Below are 21259 nucleotides of genomic sequence, written 5' to 3' on the forward strand. Positions count from 1 at the left end.
CACTGCATAAGCAGCGACGGTTTCTGGGAGCTTGAGGACCAGCCAAAACGCGCCATTCTTATCGGCGGCGGTTACATTGCACTTGAGCTTGCCTGCGCCCTTCAAGGCCTGGGCACGGAAACACACCTCTTAGTGCGCAGTAAGCTCCTCAGCTCCTTTGATCAGGATATTGCGGAACACCTTGAAGCCACGCTGATTAAAACAGGCCTCACAATTCATCGTCCTGTTCAAATCAATGAGGTGTCTAAAACTGAAACGGGCACGGCGGTTTCTTTTACCGACTCCGATGGAAATGTGACGCGCCTGGAGGCCGACGAAGCGGCACTGGTAGCAACAGGACGTCACCCAAACACTGAGAATTTAGGACTCGGATCCGCCGGTGTCGAACTCGGGTCACGGGGTGAGATAAAGGTGAGCTCAAACGACGAAACCTCATGCGCAGGCATCTATGCGGTTGGTGATGTAACGCTTCGCTCTATGTTAACGCCCGTGGCCATTAAGTCGGGCCGCCTCTTAGCCGACAGGCTCTACAAAGGCACAGAGACAACGATGGAGTACGATAATATTCCAACCGCGGTGTTCTCACAGCCTCCCGTTGGGGTCGTGGGACTTAGCGAAGAAGCTGCGCGCGCCAAGTATCCAGATGCTGTGAAGGTTTACCGCTCGGAGTTTGGTGGGTTACTTTTTTCACCGACACCCAAGGAACGGACGATGCGTTGTCTGATGAAATTGGTAGTGCATCAAGACACAGACAAGGTGCTGGGATGCCACATGGTTGGACCCGATGCAGCTGAGATCATTCAAGGTTTCGCTGCAGCAATGCAGGCCGGAGCTACCAAGGCAGATTTCGACCGCACCATTGCGATTCACCCGTCGTCTGCAGAGGAATTCGTGCTGATGTCCTGATCCCCGGCCAGATCAGCTGTCGACGTATCCAATTCAGGAATCGGCAAATGCACATAAAGCGTAGTGCCCATCCCCGGTGTAGACTCAACTGTTACCCAGCCTTTAAGCAGCGCCGCCCGTTCTCGGATGCCGTGTAGTCCTAAGCCGTGAGACATATCGAGTGTTGTAACGCCCTCACTCTCACTTAGGTCGAAACCTCGGCCGTCATCTTCGATAATGGCGCGAACCTTGGAACCCTGACGCTCAACGATGATGCTCGCCGTCGTCGCTTCAGCGTGCTTGGCTATATTGGTCAGAGCCTCCTGGAGAATGCGGTACAAAGTTGTTTCAACCACCAGCGGCAAGCGGTTTTCGGCATCGACGCCACGTAAGTGGACATCAACCATCACCCGGTGAGCTTTGCTGTATTCAGAGGCGTAACGCCCAATCGCGGTGGCAAAGCCTAAATCGTCCAGAACGCTTGGGTGAAGACCACGGGCCAAACGGCCGACCTCCTCCAAGGTTCGACCAACCAGTGAGCGGATATGCGCGACCCTGTTTCGGGCTTCGGTTGGCTCAATCGACGACTCAATTGCCTTGAGTCCGACCATGACACTGGTGAGCGATTGACCGGTTTCATCGTGGAGCTCTCTGGCTATTCGTCGCCGCTCGGCGTCTTCTGCTGAAATAACTCGCTCAATGAATCGATTTCGTAGTTCCTCGGTTTGCCGCCGCTCAGTAATGTCCCGAACTGAACCAACCATTCGCGTGATCTCGCGTTCGGTATTCCAGACACCAAGGCCCCGAAGACTAAAGAAACGGTAATCACCCGCGAATGCACGAAGCCGGCATTCAACATCAAACGGTTCGCTGTCGCTGTAACGCGTAAGGGCCTCGCGGACCCGTTCACGGTCATCCGGGTGGACAAGTTCTTCTACGAGCTTAATTTCGTGTGGTACCACAGCGTTCGGGTAATGAAGGAGCTCCGCGAAGCGAGGTGAGTAGTAGTTGACGTCTGTTCGGCTGTTCCATTCCCAGAGACCATCGTTTGCACCGCGGGCGGCCAAGGCATAACGCTCTTCACTGTCCCGTAGCCTATGTTCTGTCTGTATGCGGCTGCGAACGTCTCGCGCCATGCAGACCACTGCACGAAGGTTTCCTTCGTCATCACAGATTGGTGAACTGGAAAAATCGACGGGAAGCTGGCTGCCATCGGCATGGCGATAAAACGTACGAACCGGTTGGCTACCATTCGGAACGCCGCACCTCTCTGCCAGTAAACTATCCATAGAAGGTGTTTTACCCGAGAGCACATCGCGAAAGAACATGCCTTCAATTTGTTCGACAGAATAACCTAGAAACACCTGAGCTGCTGGATTTGCGGATTGAATGCGCCCAGTTCGCCCAATAACGATCAATACCTCGGCAATGGCATTAAGAATGTTGTCGTACCACTCCGTTGAGACAGCAGACGTTAAAATCTCCTGAAATCGCGAGGTAGGTAGTTGCCGCAGCACATCCATCTCCTGGAGCGCCTTAAGCCCATTGAGTGCGCCATCAAGAACATCTCCGTTATCTCGACCCTCCTGGGCCCCTGCGGGCCTGTATCGGCCCACCAGCTCGTCCACAATGCGGCCCAATTGGACCAGCCGGGGATTCATTGAGTCTGGAATTTTCTGGTCGGTCATAGCTTTCCCCGTTCATTTACCCCGGCATTATCAAACCAGTGTGCTCACCTTCAAGCTTCAAGGCAACGTAGTGTTTGGAAAAAACACCGGTTTGTATGAAAATACAAGTAGTTGTCCGGGAGACACATGAGGCGCTTATTACAAAGACTGCCGGCACGGTTAAAATTCGTGTTGGCCACCACCATGCTCAGTGGTTTATCGGTCGGCTTATTCACGGCCATTGTCCACTATTTCGACCAATCTTCGTCAGTTGGCCACCGGCACTTTTGGTCCGCGCTGATTTCTACGATGGTGGGCGTGGTTGTCTTGTCCTTTCCGCTTTATCATCTCCTGAGACGTCCACTCGTTTCGCTTGCGCAGGCAGTCATTCAGGCTACCCAAGACGGTGCGCCGCGCGTTCGAGCGATGGTCAGCGATAGCGATGAGTTTTCGGCGTTGATGCAAAATGTAAATGATCTCTTGGCCCAAATCCGTCAGCAAGACCAACTTATGCAGACTTACCAGGAAGACCTCGAGCTCCAAGTTGGGCGACGGACCCAAGAAGTCGAACGGCAACGAGATTACGTCCGCAACACTCTCGATTCGATGATGGAGGCTCTCTTCTCCACTGGGCCAAGTGGCGTGATTCAATCAACAAACAAGGCCGCGACACTTATAACCGGGTATGACGCAACAGAACTGACTGGCCGTTATTTGGATACGTTGTTTTTATCCAGTGATGAATCTAAACCAGCCGACCAGTGGATTCATGACATTCGCAACGAAGGACAAGTTGCCCAGGAGGAACGCTGGCTGCTCACGAAGAACGGTGAACGTGTCCCCGTGTTGTTTTCCGCGTCAGGCCTGCAACACGATGCCAGGCAAAAGGAACCGGGCATGGTTTGTCTCGTTTTGGACATAACCAAGCGTAAGCAATTTGAGAAAGAACTTGCAGCGGCTCGGGACGAAGCACTGGAGGCCAATCAGCTCAAAAGCGAATTCCTTGCGACGATGAGTCATGAAATCCGAACACCTCTCAACGGAATACTAGGACTCACTGCCCTTCTTCAAGACACCGTGTTGAACGAAGAACAGCTCGAGTATGTCACGTCGGCAAATCTATGCGGTCAGTCCCTTTTAAAGATTATCAACGACGTGTTGGACTTCTCCAAAATCGAGGCCGGCCACATGGCAATTGACACGGTCGACTTCAATCTCCTGCGTGTTGTTGAGGACGTCGCTGAAATGTTGGCAGGAAAAGCGCTTGATAAAGGCTACGAGCTCGTATGCTCCGTTAATCGCGATGTGCCAAGATGGGTTCAAGGCGATGCTGGACGGCTCCGTCAGATCCTTACAAATCTTATCGGGAACGCGGTGAAGTTCACCGATGAGGGCGTCGTCATGGTTCACGTATCCATAGAAGACGAAATGCCGGACGCATACACTATCCGGTTCGAGATCAAGGACACCGGGATTGGTATCTCCCAAGACGCACTTTCAAAACTCTTTGAATCTTTCTCACAAGCCGATGGTTCCACGACTCGGCAGTACGGTGGGACCGGACTTGGTTTAGCCATATCTAAAAGTTTGTGCGAACTCATGGGCGGCACAATAGGTGCTGAGAGTAGTCAGGGTGAAGGTAGCGTCTTTTGGTTCACTGCCCTGCTTCGTAAAACCGAAGATGAAGCCAGGCGCGTTGACCTGAGCCTGTCACCCTTTGCCGGGACCGGAGTACTGGTCGTGGGAACTGACGATGCGCTTCGTACTGCACTTCGTGAAAAGCTGGAGGGCTGGGGAATGCTGGTTCACGAGGCTCAAAGCGCAATCGAGGCGAATGTACTCTTAAGTGATGCCAAAACCCGAGGTGAGCACTACGACATCAGCCTGGTCGATATCAGCACCCAGGGCGCAAATGGCCCATATTGGCAAGATTTGCTTGAACCGGACCAAAACTCTACCGGTGCCTTGGCGCTGCTCGCACCCGTTGGACAGCGGCCAGAGCTTAGTGATGAGAATCGGACCATGGTCCACGGCGTGTTAACAAAGCCGATACGCGAACAACAGCTCTATGACTGCCTTGGTAAGCTACGGCGCTTAGAACCAGGTGACGACAAGAACAGCGTGCTTGACGCGCCCGAGTGACATTGGCAGAAACAGTTTATGGCTTCATCAACGCGCAGTCTCGGTTCCGACAATCACAGTGGCATCCATCCTTTAATTCTTCAGGCTATCATCGAAGCCAATGAAGGCCACGCGCACAGCTACGGCAAAGATCCCTGGACCCTAGAAGCAGACAAAGTTTTTAGGGAGAATTTTGGTCAAGACACCCGTACCTTCTACCTCTTTAATGGGACCGCAACGAATGTGCTTTGCTTGGACAGCTTGGTGCGTTCCCATCAGAGCATACTCTGCGCCGACACCTCACATCTTTGGCAAGATGAATGTGGTGCCCCGCAAAGACTCATCGGCTGCCAGGTTGTACCTGTAGCGTCCAGCGATGGAAAACTGACGCCAACAAGCCTTAAGGCTCACTTAACCCGTCTCGGTGATCAGCATGCGAGTCAGCCTGCAGCCTTTTCCATTACTCAACCTACCGAGCTGGGTACGGTTTATTCAATCGAGGAGCTCAAGGCTCTGGGCGAATTTGCTCGTGACAATAGGCTCTTCTTTCATATGGATGGGGCTCGAATCACGAACGCGGCGGCCGCCTTGGGAGTATCTTTGTCCGAGACAACATTCGATGTGGGAATTGATGCGCTCTCTTTTGGTGGCACGAAGCACGGGTTACTTCATGCTGAGGCTGTTGTGTTTCGAAACAGTGAACTTGCCGAAGGTTTTCGCTTCCGACGTAAACAAGCCATGCAGCTGCCTTCCAAAACCAGATTCATTGCAGCTCAATTTAAAGCATTTTTGACGAACGAATTATGGCGCGAGATAGCACTGCACGCCAATGAGATGGCGTCCTCACTGCGGGCTATTGCATCCGCTTACCCAGAGATTGGTTTCCCGTATTCAACCGATGCATCATGCGTTTTCGCGACCCTACCGAAAGCGTGGCTCAAGCCACTCCGGAAAACCAGGTTCTTTTATGTGTGGGAACCGCAATCGATGCTGGTCCGCTGGAGCATGGGTTTCGATACAACGATAGGTGACCTTGAGGACTTTGGTGCTGTTCTAAACGACTTAAGGCCCGCTGGGCGGTAACGCGACCTCGGCCAAAGACGCTTCGCGGTCCTTCGCGAGGTCAGCTTGCCGTTGGGATTCTACCCGTTGAATGCGGCGAACCATAAGCCAGATGAATAAACCGATCAGGATCAGCGGTGCAAAGGTTAGGATGGCGGTCGTGTCGATGAATTGTTGCCGGTTGTCGTACTCTCCGCCAAAACATACCGCGCATGCTTGAGCGGCATTAGGCAATACGACTGCGACCAGTGCCGCGCACCATGGGGCAAACCTTATCATCCGAGGTAAACCTGCCAATAAATCAGTGGCCAAATCCCAACCACGAAATACCAGAAAGCTTGAGTTGCCCAAAGCTGACCGGCCGTTAGATTACCCATGAGGAGCCGCACAAAAGCACCGAGCATAAATCCAAGGGCAACGACTGCGTGAATGCCATGGAAGCCAACAATGGTGTAAAAGAATGCACCGTGAGCACTTGAGGTCAGGGTTAAACCTTGCTCCAGGAGGGCCGTCCACTCTGCCCCTTGTGCTGCAACGAACCAGCCTCCAAGGCCAATGGACAGAGCCATGGGTATCTTGGCGAGGTTTGTGTTTTTTCGGAAGACCACTTCAGTGACAATAAGAAGAAGGCCGCTCAGGACTAGCGCGGCTGTGTTGATAGCCGTTTCTTCAACTGGAAGCAGCGGTTGTCCCGCAGGAGGCCATACCCCACCGACTGCTCGCCCCTTCACAATCATGAAAGCGCTGATAAAGCCGGTAAAGAGCATGAGCTCTGTGACGATGGCGATCGAAACCGCGAGTAATCCACTCGGAATTAATTCGCGGGGTTGAGGTGGGTTGGAAGCGGAGACTTCAGGTGCAACTAAGGTATCATTCATCTCCAATTACCGCCGTGATTTAGTGTTTTCCAGCCTTAAGGGCCTCGAGTGCTGCTTTGCCATTTTCGACGGCAGCCTTCGCTGAATCGTTTGTCCAGTTCTGTCCTTCATGGTTTAGGACATCTACCATTACTCCGGCAATAAAAATTGCAATAAGCACCAAACATGTCTGCAGGATGTAGCCAATATAAGGCTTTTCCTGAGGGAGGTGCATGAAATGGACGATAACCAGCCGCGCCTTCAAGAACGCCACACCAAAAGCTGTGATCATCGTTAAGAGAAAGCCAACAATATGAGGGACGCCCAACTGCTCAGTCATAAAATCCGCGATAAACGGACCAATGAAGCTGATGATGAAAAAGATGACCAAAAGCTTAAATACTGAGAAGTAATGGGCCGAATGGTCGTGATGTCCATGGTCGTCGTGACCAGTGCCTGCATGCGCATGTTCTTCAGACATTTATATTACCTCGTGTTATTTCGCGATATAGAGTAGCGGAAAGAGGAAAATCCACACCAAGTCGACAAAGTGCCAGTAGATACCAATAAGTTCTACTCGCTGGAGTTCTTCGCCGCGCCGAGCCTGGCCAGCAATCCAAATCATAAGACACATACCGGCGATGACGTGAAGTCCGTGAATACCTGCTGCGATATAGTAGAAAGACCAAAACATGCCAGCTGTTATGGTGTAACCAAGTTCGATCTCGTGATTCCACTCGTAACTCTTTACGCAGAGGAACATGAATCCGCCGAGGACCGTTAACCAGAGTAGCTTCGCCGCCTTCTTGCCGTCGCCCTGTTCCGCTGCATTGTGAGCCAATACCGCGCAGTAGCTGGACGTAAGAAGAACCATCGTGTTGAAGCCACCAGCCCACACATTGGTATGAATCGCATCCAGGCCAAACTCTGGGTGTCCGATTCGGTGAATCAGGTACGACCCCAGAACACCGCCGAAGATAACGATTTCCGATGCAACGACCCACCAAACGGCAAGTCGTCCTGTTGGCATTCCCGTAACGCTACGATCTGTAGCAATTGGTTTTGCGTGTCCCATTATTATTTACCCCTCGCTCTTAAGCAGGTTCGTTCTGAGGCCAGAAGTCGGATTCCCGACCTTCAACACTGTATTCGTAAGGCCCGCGATAACACGTTGGCATTTCTGGGAAATTGCCATGCGGAGGCGGTGATGCTGCGACCCATTCAAGCGTATTCGCGTTCCATGGGTTTTTGCCCGCCTTCTCACCAAACAACCAACTCTTAATGATGTTGGCGAAGAATACGAATTGGAACAAAATCATTACAACGAGAGCAGTCGTGGCGAAGACACGGATGTTTTGAAGATCCGGTGTGGCCAGCTCTGGGAAGTGCTGAAAGTTGTAAATTCGGCGATGTTGCCCAGCAACACCGATGAAGAAGAGCGGGATAAAGATGCAGTTCAAGGAAATAACCGTGCCCCAGAAGTGAATCTTGCCTAGCGTCTCATCTAGCATACGCCCGAACATTTTCGGGAACCAGTACGTAATCCCTGCGAACGAGCCGATAAAGGCAATCGGGAAGAACGTGTAGTGAAAGTGGGCTATGACGAAATACGTATCGTGAAGATAAATATCAGCACCGCTTGCGCCCAGGAAGATTCCCGTCACGCCGCCAATCAAGAATTCGGCGATAAAGGACAACGCCCAAAGCATGGGTGTCGTAAACGTTATCGACCCACCAAAGAGTGTGGCGATGTAGACGAATACCATTTCAGCAATCGGAACCGAAATAAGTAATGTTGTCACCGTAAATACATTGGCCATTCTTGGGTCGATGCCGGAAACGAACTGGTGGTGAGCCCAAACTGTAAAGCTAAGCACGCCTGTTGCGATTGCCGTGTAAAGAATCGTCTTGTAGCCAAAAAGCTTCTTGCGAGAGAAAACCGAGATAATCTCAGCAACAATACCCATTGCAGGAAGTAGCACAACGTAAACTTCCGGGTGTCCGAAGAACCAGAACAGGTGCTGCCAAAGTACAGGGTCACCGCCCATGTCGGGATTGAAAAAGCCAGTACCAACGGTTTGGTCGAAGATCAGCATGACCGCGCCGGCCAAAAGTGGTCCGACAGATGCGAGAAACAGGATGCTGGCGATGATAATCATCCAAACAACCATTGGGATGTCGCTGAATTTCATGCCAGGTGCACGAGAGTTCATGGTTGTTACGATGAAGTTAATCCCGCCGAGCAGAAAGGCTATGAATTCGAGCCCTACTGCCACCACCCAGAGCGTGGAGCCCAAGGGTGTGAGGTTGTATTGCGATTGCGCTGAGAGCGGAGGATATGCTGTCCACGCGCCTCCGAAGCCGCCGCCTTCAACAAAGAATGAAGCAATCAGCACCAACGAACTTAACAAGAAGATCTGATACGAAAGCCGGTTGATTCTCGGGAAAACCATATCATCGCAACCGAGCATCAGCGGGATTAAGAAGTTCCCGAATGCCGCAATCAGGACAGGCATTGCCACCCAGAAAATCATAATCGTCCCGTGGTTGGTTACCAGCGAGTTGTACTCAGCCGGTGAAACAACGCCGAAGCCTGGAACGCTTGCCCCTGGGAAAGCCAGCTGCATTCTAAAAACGTAGACAAAAAAGCCACCAATAACCGCCATGGCCATACCCGTAAAAAGGTACTGCATCGCGATAATCTTATGGTCTAGGGGGAAGAAATACTTCGAGATGAATCCCGGTTCTTCGTGATGGTCGTGGGCCGCTTCGCTCATGACTGATTACCTCAAACTTCTTGAATTATCGAATTTCTTCGGAGTTTTTCGTGTTAGCCTTGGCCAGTTCACGAGTCGCTTTGATACGTGCTGCTGCGAGCTTGGTCTCAGGGCGTTCCTGAATCCATGCGGCATGCTGCGCTTTAGGCTCAATCGCAATACGCGCCGGCATTAGGCCATGCCCAATGCCGCACATTTCTGCGCATTGAATCATGTAATTACCCGTTTTTTCAGCCTGGAACCAGCCCGTGATCACACGACCCGGTATAGCATCTTGCTTCAAACGAAATGCCGGCACTGAAAAGTCGTGCATGACGTCCTTGGAACGCAGGTGATAGTGGTACACGATGCCTTCCTGAATATAGAGCGTGTCTGTGGTCATGATATCGTCGCACGATTTATTGCTCACGCAATCCGCCTCGCCAAGCTGGCCATCGGCACCTGGGTGCTGAAAGTTCCAGCCCCACTGCTGTGCGGTGACGCGAACTTCTTTTTCCATCGGCGGTAACGTCTGCTTAACGTCGACCCAAACCCGAACGGCAGCGAAAATGATGAATACATCACAAACCAAAACTGCGATGTGGGGCCAGAAAATCCACTTCTTTTCGTTGGGCTGCTCACCACTCACATAGAGTGCCTTTTTGCCCTCTTTGCGTCGAAAAAAGAAGCAGAATCCGAAAAACACCACCTCTGCCAGTACAAACCATACTGCGCAGAACCAGCCTATAAGAATAATGACGCCATCAATGTCGCTGGCGTAGCTAGAGACCTGATCGACTAATTGTTCAATCATCTTGGTTCACCTCGTCTTTACAACTAATTCTTCAGCGTTTTGATATAAGCAATAACGCTCTTCATCGCCGTTTCATCAGCAAGCGTCATTGCCATCGGTGCCATCATCGCACCTGTCGTGTCTTTCGGGTTGGCTCCGCGAAGGCCACCTTTAAACTTCTTCAATTGATTGAGCATGTACCAATCATCAAGTCCGACCAAGGACGGCGCGTTTTGGACCATGCTTCCTTGAGCGTTTTCACCATGACAGGTCGCGCAGGTCGCGTAGTACATCTTGCCAGTGGCGGCGTCCCCGCCTTCGAGAGTTGGGTGCCTTGCGATTGGCTTCATGCTGGCCACGTAATTGGCCACTGCAACAATGTCGGCCTCGTGAGCCAGAGTGCGAGCCATCGGTCGCATCCGCATGCCTTCAGTGTCGTCGTGGTGGTATCCTCGAATGCCAGCCTTAAACTTACGCAACTGGGCTTCCACGTACCACGTGCTCATCCCGGCGATAGCGGGAGCACCAATGGTCGCGAGACCTGCGCCGTTTTCCATGTGACATGAAACACAAGCTCCGTAGAGAACTTCACCGCGTTCTTTACTGGTTGCTGGTGTACCGGGTTCGCAGCCGATTAGTCCGGTTACGAGAATCAGGGCCAGGAGACCCGTTATTTGCTTGTTCAGAGCCATCAATGTCCTCCGCGACAAACGGTGCGGCAATTACGTAATCTCTCACAAGACCACGTTATAGTTCGAGCTCGGTCCAGAGTTTCTGTATCCCAGGATTTGATGAGCCCTGCCGGCTTCGTACAACTTCACGGAAAGAATGGCAAATGGACCACAAGCTCCGAGACAACGAATTCGGCAGGGAGAATTTAGCCCAAAAGCGTTGTAAATAAAAGCAAAAACAGGAAAAGTTGAAACCGAACAACACGCACGGCCTATACCTACTTGTGGGCACAGGAGGCTTCTGCAGGTTGTTCTCGATCGTCGATTAACCCGGTTTAACGGTTTTAACACTGTTTCCACCAACTGAAAGCCTTGTAACTTGACCCCTGAAGACCAAACATCCGTTCGTTTTCCGGATCGTTAAATGTTTTAGGTGACCGGTAAGCGAGACCTTTCATTCAATCGCTTGAGAGGCTAGACGTCGAACCAAGGAGCGAACCAATGAGATATGCATTCACAGTTGTCGGCCTTATCGTGCTGATGTTTTATGTTGCGGCCAGTGAACTGAAGCAGCTTCCAGATTATGGTGCTGTGCCCAAATGGTCATTTGTTAACCAAGACGGTAAAGAGTTCGGCACAATGGATTTGTACGGCAAGCCGTGGGTAGCCAACTTCCTCTTTACGTCTTGCCCGCGGGCCTGCCCTCTGCTCGCGCAATCTACGAAGCAGCTCCAGGATAGAATGCAGGTATGGATGCCTAAAGAAGGACCCGCGCCCGCTGCTATTGTATCCTTCACCGTCGATCCCCTGACGGACACGGCTGAGCGTCTTAAGATATTTGGAACGACGTTCGGGGCTGATAATCGGATCTGGCAATTCGCGCGTGGTGAATATGACGAAATGGAAAGTCTTGTGACGGAAGGATTTCACCAGGCCTTATTTCGCAAAGACCGAGGCGAAGCGCCTGAGAATAGCCCTGATCCGGCTCAGACCAAACCGACCCCATTTGATACGGCCCACAGCGTGCATTTTGCCTTGGTTGATGCCACGGGTCGAATTCGAGGCTTCTACGAGCAAGATGCAGCGTCCCTCGACCTATTGGACGAAGCCATCCAGCGGCTAAGCCCTTAGCGCTGAGCCACCCTTGTCCCCTGCTCATAAAAAAAGGCCGGCGGAGCCGACCTTTTTAATCTCGATATAAAACGAATGAGTTATCCGATTACTGCGGGGCTTCGTTGCCTTCAGCGTCAACACCTTGAGGCGCTTTGCCTGCAATGTTGGTGTCCTTTAGGCTCATAACGTAAGCAATGACATCCTTTACCTGTGCTCCAAAAGCACCGCCCCAAGCGGGCATGCCTTTAGCGCCAATTCCGACGTACACAGTTGTGTAAAGGTCTGTTGGCTCGCTTCCGTGTAGCCAGTAGCCGTCGGTGAGGTTTGGGCCGCTCAGACCGGAACCATTGGCTCCGTGGCAACCCGCGCAATTGGCGCTGTATAACGCAGACCCCTTTTCGACGTTGGATGCGCGACTCGCAAACGCCAACAGGCCTTCGTTCGTAATTCCCTTGTCTTCAAGTGAGAATGGCTTCGGAAGAATTGGCGCCCACTGGCCGCCGCCAAGCTCCGTCACCATAACTTGCATGGCACGGTCAACCGGGATTGAAACCCCGCCTTCCTCTTTATCCACCCAAGTGTAAGCACTCAGCTTGGTGTTTTGCTCAGCTGTATATCCTACTCGGTCCATTTGAACTTCGCGTGAGCGCTGGTCAACCATGCGCGCGTAGGAAATCTTTCCCGCATCCATGACGATTAGAACTGCTATCGTACAGCAGATCATACAGAATATACCGGTTGCTATTCTCAACATCTTACTACCACTCCTAAAGGTGGGGGTGTTTACGTCGCTTCGTTAGCAATGCTAACAGCGGCTCATCATAGAAACAATCCCGAGCGACGTACACTCTTAGCACTGAAATATAGACTTAACACACAACTGTAAGCCCAAGCCACATTGGTCTGTTACACCACTGGCCGTCCACGAATCAAATGTCAAACCAACAAACCGACCTTGTTTTCGAATTTCGCGGTCATCCTTGGATCAATTTCGTGGCTTATTCATACGGTTTATCACTATACTATTTTTTGAAATGTACCCTAACGAGTTCCCGCCGCGCAGTGCTTGACAGTGCTCGGTAATTTCCCTAGTTCGTTAGGAAAATTCTAATGGAGGACATCATGGCTGGATCCAACAATGAAACTGGCGACGACCTCGCCAAAAAAGTCTACCTCATCACCGCAATCAGCGGAGGACTCTTCTTTGCCGCGGCTTTCGTGATACTGAAGCTTCTCTAGGTGACTAATATAACTGACCAATTTACCATGACTAATACGTGTCAGTTCGCCTTGGTTGCGTTTTCGTACGCTTAGGGACATCTTGTTTTAAGGGTATGACCGATCTAATCGTAACTCTATTCCTCACACGCCCATACCTTTTAGTCTAGAATCGGCCGTCCACTCTTGACGAACCCGTCTACTACTTCCTAGTAATTGGTCCCAATTCCATTCCAAGAGGGAGACTCTATGCGACTCGCACCAATTAGCCTCGCAATCGTATTTTCATTGCTTTCATCAGGCTGCGCCCTGCTCGGCATCGGCACTCAAGCTGGCCTGCAGTTAGAAGATGGTGAAAAAGAACGCCTTAAGAGAGAGTTTGTTGGCAAAGAGTATGTGCTCGCGTCTTCAGTCTATGTCGGCGAATTTTTCGGAGACAGTTCAAAGCTCTTCGTTGATGCGCGACCTTTCGACATTGTTAAGGTTTACAGCCTAGGCGGTGACCGCGCGCCTGTACTTCCGGCAAACGGTACTGTTATTCCCGCCGGTACACCTGTCGAAATTACTGAAATCGTCTACCCTATCGATGGTATCCAGGGTGCCCTTGGTGATGATGGAGATGATACGCAGCTCACGCCTTCAGGGCATGCTTGGCTGATTCTGGAGCAAATCAGTAAAACCGATGGCACGAAGCAGCCGTTGGTTCTCGTGCTCCCCCGCTCTATTCCAAGCCTTCAAGATTTCCGCGACAGTGTTCGTGATCGCCTCAAGAGCCCGCAATGGGTTATCTCCTGGTTGAACACCCGCTCAGCGCTCGCAATGACAAATATTTTCGATAAGCGCGTTGAAGCGGGCATGAGCCAGTCTGAAATGTATGCTGCTCTGGGTGTCCCCGGGAACCTCGAGGAGAGCAAGAGCACAGACAATATTAACTGGGTTGCCAACTACGGAGATCTGCAGATTACTGTCTCAGGTAAAGTTGTCACCGATGTTGTGAGCCTACGTGTTGAAGCAGAGAAGCGCCGTATCGCCGCTATGGAAAAAGCAAAGATTGTAGCTGAAGAGCGCCGTATCGCCGAGGAAGCAGCCAAGGCTGCAGCGGACAAGCAGGCAGCAGAAGACGAGCTGGCTGCGGCAAAGGCAGAAGTAATTCGCCAGGCAGAACTGAAAAAGCAGGAAGAGAAGAACGCTGCGATTCGGGCACAGGCCGCCAAAGAGCGCAAAGCCCTTCAAGCGAAGCTAGACAAGGAACGCAAGATTCGTGAGAAGAAGCATGCGAAAGAGCGCGCTGAGCGTGCCCGAGAAGCTGCCCGAGAAGCTAAGAACCGCAAAGCGGAATCCAGCAGCACAGCCGCAGTCAATCTCGATGTAGGTGCACCAGAACCGGCTGCAGTTGCAGCTCCAGTTGCCGCTGCTCCTGCAGTCAAGGCAGGCCCAGTTAATCTTGACTCTGACCTCGCGGCTACAGCGGCTGCTCCGGCGGAACGTCGACGCGCCTACATCCTCGAAGCTCGCTTTGAAAAGCTCACCAAGAAGTCAGCCCGTAAACTGGGTCGACGCAACACATCAGGCGCATTTGTTACGACGGTTCGTCCGCGTGGAGCAATCCGTGAACTCGGTCTACTTGCCAATGACTTGATTCTTGAAATCAATGGTAAGCGCGTAAAATCACCGGATGATCTCCAGGCAAAACTGGGCAAACTCTCATACGGAGCTCAGGTTACCATGCGTGTTTGGCGCAACAAGGTCGCTGTCGATCTTCCGCAGCGCGGCAAAGAGCGTACGCAGCGAAGCACTGGCGTGATTCAGCTCGAAAACCCTTGATATTCCGGCCATTTAATTTATCACCCGGCTACCATCCCCCAGTGGAACGGTAGCTTGGGCGATGGATATCTTCTAATTAGAACCCAATGAATGGTTGTTCTCTGACCTCTGGCAGTGTAGGCCACTACTTTGGTTCATGTTTCTGGAGACTCGCGAGAGTTTTTGGTTCGCATTAGTTTAACGAATGCTGGCTCGTGTACACGTAAAATGCTCGGGCAAGCAGTAAGAGCAGAGCAACCACATGGCGTATGCAAGAAGTACTCGTAACGCTTTTGGGGGGCCTCGGGATGCAGGCGAAGGTGCAGTGCGCCTTGTTTATGTCCTTAGTACGGCCGGGAGAAGCCAGGGGTTTCATTTACTTCCAGCGAGGAAGCGCGGTGAACCTACGCTCGAAGAGTCCGAGTTCAAGGCGCTTTTTGATTCACTCCATCCACTCGATTTAGAAATTGGTCGTGAACTTCGTTCAGCTCAAGCTTACGGCTTTTTGTCTGATGGCCAAGTTGCTCGCCTGCTTCCGCTTCTTACCAAACGTCGTACATTCATGGATGGCGAGAGAGTTCGCCCCGCGGATTCCAAGCTTTTCCCTCGCGCACGCGCCGAAACGAACGAGCAAGGCAGAATGGAACTTTGCCTCGGCTTTATGGATGAAGATGGTGACTGGTTTGACCCCTCTCAGGGCAAGGTTGTTGCGGGCACTCAAGCATTCTGGATTCGTAATTGCCGGTGTTTCGAGATTGAATCAGCTGAGCCCTGGCAAATGGCACGCTGGGGACGCACGCCGAGAATCGCCCTCAATAAAGACCTGACGCCAAGCCGTCGCGACCAACTCACACGCGACTTACGGGCAGCCGGAATCCCGGAAGAAGACCTCGACATGCTCTCTATTCAAAGAGGGCCGCCGGACCTATTCATTGCTCACGTCTGGGCTCCAGAAGTCGAAGGCGAAGAGCCCTTGGTTCAGGTCACCCTTGAGGCGATGTACCAGGGTCAAACTGTACGGGTCCTCGGACACAACCCGGGGTCTCCATACCTTCTAGGCTCCGAAGGCGCCGATGCTCTCTTTGAGCGCGATATCGCGGCTGAAGAAGAAGCTCGAACCTCACTGCGCCGAATGGGCTTTCGCTTCAATAAAGAGACCGAAACGTTTCTTGGTAAACAAGAGCTTGCGCTCAACGCTCTTGATCCTGGACGAAAGCTCTTTCCGAAAGAGTGGCAGATTATCCGCTCGAAGACGGCTCCGGTTTTCCACAAGGACCTTACGCTGCGGACCGAAGTGAAGCTTCTCGAAGAACGCGGGCTTCTCGATCTCAAAATCAACGTTTCAACCATTACCGTTGAAGGCGACACCGAACGAACAGTTGAAGCATTGGTCAAAATGAAAGACCTCTTGGCTTGGCTGCAATCAGGCAAGAAGTACCTACGACTCGAAGATGGTTCCTATGTGGCGCCGTCCGAGAATTTCCGTAAGGGGCTCAGGCTCCTTGAAGATCTCGGCGCAGACAGCGACAGAGTATTGATCAGCCCGCTTTGCATCGGCCTACTTCGCTTGATGAATAATACCGCTGCGGTTGAGGCAGCCGATGATGCAACCCGAGCATGGCTTGCAGAGCTTGCAGACTCCAATACGCCCAAGCAGCTTGAGCCGCCGAAGACCTTAAATGGAGAGCTTCGTGACTATCAGGCACGCGGCTTAGACTGGTTGGGGATGCTTCACCGCCACCGCTTAACGGGTATTCTGGCCGACGACATGGGTCTTGGTAAAACGATGCAAGCCATCGCCCTCCTGCTTAAGACCCGTGAGGATGAAGGCCCGAAACCGTCACTGGTTATCGCACCGACTTCAGTCGTCACTGTTTGGCGCGATGAGGTCCACCGCTTTGCGCCGACGCTAAAGTTGGTCCTGTGGCACGGTCCTCCAAAGGTGCGTCACGAGCTTGATATCAGCGACGCCGACATTATCGTGACCAGCTACGGCATCTTACGACGCGACTCAGAGATACTGAAGGAAATCCCGTTTAGATATGTCATCCTCGATGAGGCCCAAAGCGCAAAAAATGCGGCCAGCCAAAATGCGACAGCTGTTCGTGAACTTACCAGCGAGCGGCGCTTGGCGCTCACGGGTACGCCTATCGAGAACAGACCGGAAGAGCTTTGGAGTACATTCGATTTCTTGGCACCAGGTTTTCTTGGCAGCCTTCGGCAATTCAGAAAGCGTTACGCGCGACCTATCGGCCGGGGTGAACGGGAGCCTCTAGAGCTGTTAAGCGCACGAGTCACACCTCTGATTCTTCGACGTCTCAAGGGTGAGGTTGCTAAAGAGCTGCCCGACAAGATTGAGTCCGTCCTCCGCTGTGAGATGGGTGAAGAGCAACAAGCGCTTTATGACCACCTATCGGGTCAGCTACGTAAAGAAGTTGAAAGCAAGATTGAGCAAATTGGTATCAATAAAGCACATCTTGATATTCTTGCTGCGCTTACAAAGCTTCGCCAGATCTGCTGTGACCCAGAATTGCTCAAGTCGCCAGAGGGTACGAATGTACCGGACTCAGCGAAGCTCGAACTCTTTGAAGAGCTGCTTCGCGAAGCGCTGGATTCTGGTCGAACCGTCATTGTGTTCAGCCAGTTTGTTGAGATGCAAAAGCGCATTATCAAGGTCATCAAAAAACTTGGCGTTGATCCATGTTGGCTCCATGGTGGAACCCGTGAGCGCGATAAGGTTGTTGCTCGCTTCCAGGATCCGGAAGGGCCTCCAGTTATCGTCGTTAGTTTACGCGCTGGTGGTACAGGGCTTACGCTTACTCGAGCCGACACAGTCATTCACTACGATCCATGGTGGAACCCTGCGGTTGAGCGTCAAGCTACAGACCGGGCACACCGTCTCGGGCAAACTCAGACAGTCAACGTCTACAAGCTTGTCTGTGCTGGTACCATCGAAGAGCGCGTGCTTGAGCTGGCAGAGCGCAAAGAGCATTTAGCCCGTGAAATTCTTGGCAGTGAGGGTACATCCGACTCCAAGAGAATCACCACCACCGATGTCCTTGCCCTGCTTCGGTGACCATAAGCCCCTATTCTCATTCGGTTATTAATATTCTCGGTCTAATCTTGCGCCGGTGCACCCAGCCTCGTCCATAGGTAAAGATTTAACTTGCCAACACACTGAACAGATGTTCATATGTGTAAAATGAGCCATTATTCCGAACTTGGAGCACAAAGCTCATTCTCTTTTCTGCGAAGCACGGCTGAACCCGAGGAGCTGGCACGTCACGCGATGCAGAAAGGCCTCGCAGCGTTGGCGCTTACCGACTACGGCGGGCTTTACGGGATCCCCCGCTTCTGCAGAGCAGCTCATTCCTTTGGGCTTAGGCCTATTGTGGGAGTCAGTTTGGATGTTGCAGGCATAGGGAGAATCAGGCTGCTCTGCGAAACTCTGCAAGGTTATCAAAACCTTTGCGAGCTCATCACCAAAGGTCATGTGAACCAGCCCAAAGGCACCTGCTTGGTTAAGCTTGATGAACTCCGAGCTCATCACCAAGGCCTGACATGCCTGGCAGGCAAAGGTCTACGCTATATCTCACATACTCTTGCCACCCCGCTCGCAGATATATTCACCGCCAGTCATTTGGCGATTGAAACATCGTTGCATTTAACTCGGGAGAGCCAGGCCCAGTTCCTGAAGCTGAAAGAGCTTGCTGAGCACCTCAAGGTCCCTGCGCTTATCACCAACGATGTGCGACACCTGCACGCCAAGCAAAAGCCCCTACTTGATATCATGAGCTGTATTCACCACCGATGTACTCTAGATCAAGCAGGCACGCGGCTCTTACCCAACGCTGAGCACAAACTTAAATCAGGAAAAGAAATCCAGGAGCTTTTAAGCGGTGAAAAAAAACCTCTGCGCAATAGTGAGGAGGTATCCGAAAGGTGCGAGTTCTCATTTCGAGACATAGGTTACACATTCCCAGTATTCCCGACCCCCGAAGGTCAAAGCCAAGACAAATACCTGCATGAAATCGTATGGAGCCATTCCACAAAGCGCTACAGAAATCTTACCAACAAGCATCGCCAACAGATTTCAAAAGAGCTGCGAGTTATAGAGAAATTGCAGCTCGCTGGTTACTTTCTGCTTGTCTGGGACATTGTTAGATTCGCAAAAAGCAACAACATCATGGCGCAAGGCAGAGGCTCAGCGGCAAACTCGGCAGTTTGTTACGTTCTGGGAATCACAGCAATCGACCCCATTGCAATGGATCTACTCTTTGAAAGATTTCTTTCTGAAGAGCGAGGCGAATGGCCCGATATCGACCTCGACCTACCAAGTGGCGCTAAACGTGAGATGGTCATTCAGTACGTCTATGAGAGATACGGTCCCGACGGAGCAGCGATGACTGCCAACGTTATAACGTACCGCTCCAAAAGTGCTCTTCGAGAGACCGGCAAAGCACTCGGATTCTCTCCCGCGCAACTGGACAAGGTTTCAAAGATCGCCGGGAGATGGAGCAGCGCGGAGAACTCAGTAGAGCTTGCAGAACAATTTGAACAAGCCGGTATTGATGTCCGTGATGACCGAATCAAAAGCTGGATAGCTCTCTCAGAGCAGCTGCTCAACCAGCCCAGGCATCTTGGCCAGCATTCAGGCGGAATGATTGTTGCGTCGGGGAAACTCAATGCAAGTTGCCCCATTGAGCCTGCATCGATGCGGAACCGAAAGGTGATCCAGTGGGACAAAGACGACTGTTCGCATCTTGGGATCATTAAAGTTGATCTGCTGGGCCTCGGGATGCTCAATGCTCTCGAGGACGCCATACCTCTCATCAAACAAACTGAAGGTATAGATATAGACTATGCGCAGTTGCCGCAGGACGACCCTGATGTTTACGATATGCTATGCCGCGCAGATACGGTTGGCGTCTTTCAGATAGAGAGTCGTGGGCAGATGTCTATGCTTCCCAGGTTAAGGCCGCGGTGCTTTTATGACCTAGTCATTGAGATTGCTCTCGTAAGACCAGGTCCCATTGTGGGGCAAATGGTTCATCCCTACCTGCACCGCCGTGATGGAATTGATCCGGTAAAGTATCCGCATCCATGCCTTGAGCCCGCCCTGAAGCGAACCCTCGGTGTCCCTATTTTTCAGGAGCAGCTTCTCAAGATAGCTGTTTCCATTGCAGGGTTCACGGGTGGCGAAGCAGAGGAACTGCGAAGAGCCATGGGCTTTAAGCGCTCTGAAGAGCGCATGGTTTCAATCATAGGAAGGTTGCGGGATGGAATGACACGTAACCAGATCCCACCGGACACACAAGATGAGGTGATTGAAAACATACAGTCGTTTGCTCACTATGGATTCCCAGAAAGCCACAGCGCATCGTTTGCACTCATTGCATATGCATCGGCCTATCTGAAACATCATCATGCGGCGGCTTTCCTTTGCGCACTTCTCAATGCCCAGCCCATGGGGTTCTATCATCCAGCCACACTGGTTAAAGATGCTCAGCGCCATGGCGTGCGGGTGCTCCCTATAAGCATTACAAAGTCGCAACACCGCTGCTCCCTCGAAGATGCATCAACCGTGAGGCTCGGTTTCTCATACGTGCGTGGGCTTAATTATGAAGCAGCCCAGAAGCTAGTCACCGCGAGAGACAACAAACCTTTCGAGTCAGTGCGAGAGATGAAACAACGCATAAGCTTGAGTTCGAAAGACTGGGCGACATTGTCAGAGCTGGGAGTATTTGCACCCTTGGGCCTATCTCGCCGACAGGCCGTGTGGCAGTTAGGCAAGGTTCAGAGAGACGATCCTCTTTTCCAGAGAGAAGAGCACGTTCCCAGCCCTGCCCCAATTCCCGAGATGAACCTGCAAAACCGCGTGGAGTCAGATTACCGCAATGCCGGGTTCTCGGTGGGCCCTCATCCGATGCACTTCATGCGTACTCATTTAAATTCCGCGGGAGTCCTCTATTCAGCCCTGCTGCGCCAGCTCAAGCATGGCCATTTTGTTGAAGTGGCCGGACTTGTAACAATACGACAGCGTCCTATGACCGCAAAAGGTATACTATTTATAACGCTAGAGGATGAATGGGGCTTTATTAACTTAATTGTAGGCCCCAAGCTCTTTGAAGAGTCTAGAGCAGTCGCTGTGGGCGCACCGGCCATACTCGCCAAAGGTACCTTACAGAGCCATCGTGGCACGCTCCACGTTAAGTGTGAGCAAATAGCGCGCCTACCTTTGATTTAAATGCAGAAAAGAGCCACTTTTCTTTCATTATGCACGTAGATTCTTGCGGCCCTACATCCGCCGAAA

General features: G+C 52.0%; 16 protein-coding genes. 7 read left to right on the plus strand and 9 right to left on the minus strand.

Annotated features, from left to right (window positions below; all coding sequences use genetic code 11):
- A partial coding sequence (locus HOK28_01810; GenBank protein MBT6431796.1) for an FAD-dependent oxidoreductase occupies positions 1-906 on the plus strand: 906 nt, incomplete at its 5' end.
- Here HOK28_01810 and HOK28_01815 read toward each other — a convergent pair.
- Positions 867-2573 (minus strand): PAS domain S-box protein, encoded by a 1707-nt coding sequence (locus HOK28_01815; protein MBT6431797.1) that lies wholly within the window; start codon positions 2571-2573, stop codon positions 867-869. The two genes, HOK28_01810 and HOK28_01815, sit on opposite strands and share 40 nt — an antisense overlap.
- 126 nt (positions 2574-2699) lie before the next feature.
- On the opposite strand from HOK28_01815, the gene HOK28_01820 reads away from it, so the two are divergent.
- Both HOK28_01820 and HOK28_01825 read left to right on the plus strand, forming a co-directional pair.
- Positions 2700-4694 carry a PAS domain S-box protein gene (locus HOK28_01820; protein ID MBT6431798.1) on the plus strand — a complete coding sequence of 665 codons (1995 nt, stop codon included), beginning with the start codon at positions 2700-2702 and terminating at the stop codon, positions 4692-4694.
- 18 nt (positions 4695-4712) lie between these two features.
- Entirely contained in the window at positions 4713-5756 is a 1044-nt protein-coding gene (locus tag HOK28_01825) for a threonine aldolase (GenBank protein ID MBT6431799.1), read from the plus strand.
- Here HOK28_01825 and HOK28_01830 read toward each other — a convergent pair.
- From HOK28_01830 to HOK28_01860, 7 genes are read right to left on the minus strand one after another with little or no spacing between them, the layout of a single operon-like run.
- Positions 5736-6014, minus strand: a complete 279-nt coding sequence (locus tag HOK28_01830) for a hypothetical protein (GenBank protein ID MBT6431800.1) — start codon at positions 6012-6014, stop codon at positions 5736-5738. The genes HOK28_01825 and HOK28_01830 overlap by 21 nt on opposite strands.
- On the minus strand, positions 6011-6613 hold the full coding sequence (locus tag HOK28_01835; GenBank protein ID MBT6431801.1) for a hypothetical protein: 603 nt from the start codon (positions 6611-6613) through the stop codon (positions 6011-6013). Before HOK28_01835 ends, HOK28_01830 begins: the two co-directional genes overlap by 4 nt.
- Before the next feature lie 19 nt (positions 6614-6632).
- Positions 6633-7073, minus strand: coding sequence for a cytochrome C oxidase subunit IV family protein (locus HOK28_01840; protein MBT6431802.1), 441 nt, complete (start codon positions 7071-7073; stop codon positions 6633-6635).
- 15 nt (positions 7074-7088) lie between these two features.
- Positions 7089-7667 carry a cytochrome oxidase subunit III gene (locus HOK28_01845; GenBank protein ID MBT6431803.1) on the minus strand — a complete coding sequence of 193 codons (579 nt, stop codon included), beginning with the start codon at positions 7665-7667 and terminating at the stop codon, positions 7089-7091.
- 19 nt (positions 7668-7686) lie between these two features.
- Positions 7687-9369, minus strand: a complete 1683-nt coding sequence (locus HOK28_01850) for a cytochrome c oxidase subunit I (protein ID MBT6431804.1) — start codon at positions 9367-9369, stop codon at positions 7687-7689.
- A gap of 25 nt (positions 9370-9394) precedes the next feature.
- Positions 9395-10162, minus strand: coding sequence for a cytochrome C oxidase subunit II (locus HOK28_01855; GenBank protein MBT6431805.1), 768 nt, complete (start codon positions 10160-10162; stop codon positions 9395-9397).
- 23 nt (positions 10163-10185) lie between these two features.
- Complete coding sequence (locus HOK28_01860; GenBank protein MBT6431806.1) at positions 10186-10833, minus strand: c-type cytochrome; 648 nt, start codon at positions 10831-10833, stop codon at positions 10186-10188.
- Between the two features lie 480 nt (positions 10834-11313).
- Between HOK28_01860 and HOK28_01865 the strand changes: the two genes are divergently transcribed.
- Positions 11314-11943 (plus strand): SCO family protein, encoded by a 630-nt coding sequence (locus HOK28_01865; GenBank protein MBT6431807.1) that lies wholly within the window; start codon positions 11314-11316, stop codon positions 11941-11943.
- A gap of 88 nt (positions 11944-12031) precedes the next feature.
- Here the strand turns inward: HOK28_01865 and HOK28_01870 are convergent, their stop codons facing one another.
- Positions 12032-12679 (minus strand): c-type cytochrome, encoded by a 648-nt coding sequence (locus HOK28_01870; GenBank protein ID MBT6431808.1) that lies wholly within the window; start codon positions 12677-12679, stop codon positions 12032-12034.
- A 713-nt stretch (positions 12680-13392) separates the two neighbouring features.
- On the opposite strand from HOK28_01870, the gene HOK28_01875 reads away from it, so the two are divergent.
- The 3 genes from HOK28_01875 (at position 13393) to HOK28_01885 (ending at position 21193) form a co-directional block, all read left to right on the plus strand.
- Entirely contained in the window at positions 13393-14967 is a 1575-nt protein-coding gene (locus HOK28_01875) for a PDZ domain-containing protein (GenBank protein MBT6431809.1), read from the plus strand.
- 241 nt (positions 14968-15208) lie between these two features.
- Positions 15209-18022 carry a DEAD/DEAH box helicase family protein gene (locus HOK28_01880; protein MBT6431810.1) on the plus strand — a complete coding sequence of 938 codons (2814 nt, stop codon included), beginning with the start codon at positions 15209-15211 and terminating at the stop codon, positions 18020-18022.
- Positions 18023-18148: 126 nt separating this feature from the next.
- Positions 18149-21193: an error-prone DNA polymerase gene (locus tag HOK28_01885; GenBank protein MBT6431811.1), complete on the plus strand. Its 3045-nt coding sequence runs from the start codon at positions 18149-18151 to the stop codon at positions 21191-21193.
- The last annotated feature ends 66 nt before the right edge of the window (positions 21194-21259 follow it).

The sequence above is a fragment of the Deltaproteobacteria bacterium genome, assembly GCA_018668695.1.
Taxonomy (GTDB): Bacteria; Myxococcota; XYA12-FULL-58-9; order XYA12-FULL-58-9; family JABJBS01; genus JABJBS01.